The sequence below is a fragment of the Candidatus Zixiibacteriota bacterium genome (assembly GCA_021159005.1).
Lineage (GTDB): Bacteria > Zixibacteria > MSB-5A5 > UBA10806 > 4484-95 > JAGGSN01.
The window spans coordinates 1-2,810 of sequence record JAGGSN010000156.1; the positions used below are offsets into that span (position 1 = coordinate 1).

Sequence of the window (2,810 nt, forward strand, 5' to 3'; positions counted from 1 at the left end):
CTTTGTTTTATATGAAAATATCAACCTGATTTTCTGTTTCTAATGCAAAAACTGGAATGAATATGTAAACTATCAACATTTCCCAAAAACAGATAAGCTCTATCAAAATCAAGCGAACGGGTTAAAATCTTGGGCGCTTCCTCAAGCAATTTATTCTCATCTAAAATCTTAGTGAATTTGCTGGAAGCTTTGGTTAAGGCAGAGAGCTGGCGGTTGGCATATTCTAAGCTTACAGTTCGTTCATCAACCTTCTTTTCCAACTGTTGTAAATATTCTTTCAGTTTTCTCTCAAGCCTCAAGCTATCAGTAATATCGCGCGCAATCCAGTCCGATCTTATTATTCTGCCATTTTCGAAATAATGTCGACGGCTAATTTCAAAATTCCTTACCTCGCCCGACTTGGCAACCATTCTGAATTGAAGATTTTTAACTTTACCATTAGCAGTTTCTATTGATTAAATAAAAGATTTTCTAATCTTTTGTTGGTCATCGGGATGAATTATTGTAAATACCGAAATACCCAATAATTCGGATGGTTTGTAGCCCAGACAGGCTTCGACCGCATGATTAATATTTATAAACTCGCCCTTTAGATTCATCGAGTATAGAATATCAGGGATATTATTTGTGATGAGATTCAGTACCGATTCAGATGTTTTTAGTTTTTCTTCTAATTTTACTTTATCGATAGCCTGGTTTATAATGATTATTATTTCATTAATCTCTAAGGGTTTAAGGATAAAATGATCGGCGCTTTTTTAATTGCTTTTACCGCTTGGGATATTGTACCGTGCGCCGTTAGGATAACAAAAAGTATTTTTGAACCTTCCCGCCTTATTTCCTCTAAAATATCCAGTCCGTTCAAATCCGGCAGGTTTAAATCGCAGAGAACAGCATCATAAGTTCTTTGTTTTAAATATTTCAAGGCGGTTTTTCCGGAGACGGCAGCGGTTACGGTAAAGCCTTTTTGGCGCAATTGCCCGGCGAAATTCTTGCGCTGTTTGCTGTTGTCTTCTATGTATAATATTCTTATTTGTTTCATGATTTTCTATTTCTTTTTAACATACTATTTTATATTTATAACATTGGTAATAATATATCTAAGCAGGGAATCTTTCAAGATAATTTATTGCATAGTAATGATAACTAACGAATTGAATCTGGATTCTACAATGGTTTCCCAAACTTATCCCTTGCAAATCAACCCAAAGAAATATATATAAACATGTTATGGAAAAGCAATTCTGGGATGATTGTTATAAGCAGTTTATACATCACATGCAAGGCGGGACGCGTTATGCTAAAAATACAGTCATCGCCTATGGGTCGGATGTTCTTGGCTTTATCAAGTATCTGAAAATTAAAAAGAACACATCACCTGATATTTCCCAATTGCAGATACGCGGTTATTTAATATCGCTTCGCCGAGCAAACCTAAAAAGCAGCTCGATTGCCCGTAAGCTTGAGGCAGTCAAGATATTTCTGGATTATTTGGTTTCAAATAAAAAGCTCAAGCATAATCCGACTCGCCTTATTGAATCAATCAAAATAGATCCCTATCGCGCTGAATACCTGTCTGAGGAAGAGGCTCAGTTTTTGCTTGAGCAGGTTTTTGCCGGCGATGATTTTAAAACCAACCGCGACCGGGCGATGATTGAAATATATTACGGGTGCGGTCTAAGGCTTTCAGAACTGAGCAATCTGAATATATCTGATTTGAAATTCTCGAGTTTCCTGATTGAGGTCTTAGGCAAGGGCAGCAAGTATCGGCAAGTTCCAATAGGATTAAAAGCGATAAAATCAGTTCAAAAATATTTATTCAATAGGGAAAACTTATTAGCAGAGATAAACAATATTAACAATAAAGCTGTTTTTCTAAACACGCGCGGCAGACGGATAACCGCCAGAAGCGTTGCTCGAATCGTGAAAGTTCATCTTTGCCGATGTTCCGAAAAAAGCGGTCTTTCAACTCACAGTCTGCGGCATTCGTTCACGACTCATCTGCTTACTGCCGGGGCAAACTTGCGAGCGGTTCAGGAAATGTTGGGACACGCATCATTGAAAACAACTCAGAAATACAGCCATATAACTACCGGGAAATTAATCTCGATTTATAAGCGAGCGCATCCCCGGGCGGAGGTCGAATGAGAGGTACAACTGTAATTGGCATTATAAATAAAAAAGGCGCGGCGCTGGGCGCGGATGGTCAGATTTCTCTTGAAGACACAATCATGAAAGCCAGCGCTGTGAAAATACGCAAGCTGCATGATAGCAAAGTGCTTGCTGGTTTTGCCGGCGCCACTGCGGATGCCCTTACTTTATTCGAGAAATTCGAGGCTAAATTAGATGAGTTTTCCGGCAATTTAGCCAGAGCCTCAGTCGAACTGGCAAAAGAATGGCGTACCGATAAATATCTCCGCCGTCTCGAGGCATTACTGATAGTTGTGAGCAAGGAAAGCGGTTTTGTTATCAGCGGCAATGGCGATGTTATCGAACCGGATGACGGCATTCTGGCAATCGGTTCCGGCGGACCATATGCGCTGGCGGCTGCCCGGGCGCTTATACAAAATACGAAGTTGCCGCTGGAAAATATTGTGGAAAAGTCGTTGCATATAGCCGCCTCGATATGTATCTATACCAATGATAATATTAAAGTAGAAACACTTTAGGTTGAATTGGGATAGAATACTAAAAAAACGCTAAAAAAATTTAATTAAAATTGCAGGTCAAAACCTCTGTAGTTTTGACTTGTATTTTATCAAAGGAAAATATGGAAACAGAACTTACACCGAGAGAAATAGTCATTGAAC

General features: G+C 39.0%; 5 protein-coding genes. 2 read left to right on the forward strand and 3 right to left on the reverse strand.

All coding sequences use genetic code 11. The features are described from left to right. Window positions 1-20: 20 nt before the first annotated feature. The 3 genes from J7K40_10250 to J7K40_10260 are packed head-to-tail and all read right to left on the reverse strand — an operon-like array spanning window position 21 to window position 1,042. The gene (locus J7K40_10250; GenBank protein ID MCD6162779.1) at window positions 21-410 is read right to left on the reverse strand and encodes a hypothetical protein; all 390 of its coding nucleotides are present in this window, start codon (window positions 408-410) and stop codon (window positions 21-23) included. A 45-nt stretch (window positions 411-455) separates the two neighbouring features. Beyond that, window positions 456-740, reverse strand: coding sequence for a PAS domain S-box protein (locus tag J7K40_10255; GenBank protein ID MCD6162780.1), 285 nt, complete (start codon window positions 738-740; stop codon window positions 456-458). Next, complete coding sequence (locus tag J7K40_10260; protein MCD6162781.1) at window positions 725-1,042, reverse strand: response regulator; 318 nt, start codon at window positions 1,040-1,042, stop codon at window positions 725-727. Before J7K40_10260 ends, J7K40_10255 begins: the two co-directional genes overlap by 16 nt. Window positions 1,043-1,230: 188 nt before the next feature. On the opposite strand from J7K40_10260, the gene J7K40_10265 reads away from it, so the two are divergent. Next, window positions 1,231-2,148, forward strand: a complete 918-nt coding sequence (locus J7K40_10265; GenBank protein ID MCD6162782.1) for a tyrosine-type recombinase/integrase — start codon at window positions 1,231-1,233, stop codon at window positions 2,146-2,148. After that, window positions 2,145-2,669 carry an ATP-dependent protease subunit HslV gene (hslV, locus tag J7K40_10270; GenBank protein MCD6162783.1) on the forward strand — a complete coding sequence of 175 codons (525 nt, stop codon included), beginning with the start codon at window positions 2,145-2,147 and terminating at the stop codon, window positions 2,667-2,669. Before J7K40_10265 ends, hslV begins: the two co-directional genes overlap by 4 nt. Window positions 2,670-2,810: the final 141 nt, after the last annotated feature.

Bases quoted from the DNA above. Each gene is read 5' to 3' on its own strand.
- J7K40_10250 (MCD6162779.1), bottom strand. From the start codon at position 410: ATGGTTGCCAAGTCGGGCGAGGTAAGGAATTTTGAAATTAGCCGTCGA.
- J7K40_10260 (MCD6162781.1), bottom strand. From the start codon at position 1,042: ATGAAACAAATAAGAATATTATACATAGAAGACAACAGCAAACAGCGC.
- J7K40_10265 (MCD6162782.1), top strand. From the start codon at position 1,231: ATGGAAAAGCAATTCTGGGATGATTGTTATAAGCAGTTTATACATCAC.
- hslV (MCD6162783.1), top strand. From the start codon at position 2,145: ATGAGAGGTACAACTGTAATTGGCATTATAAATAAAAAAGGCGCGGCG.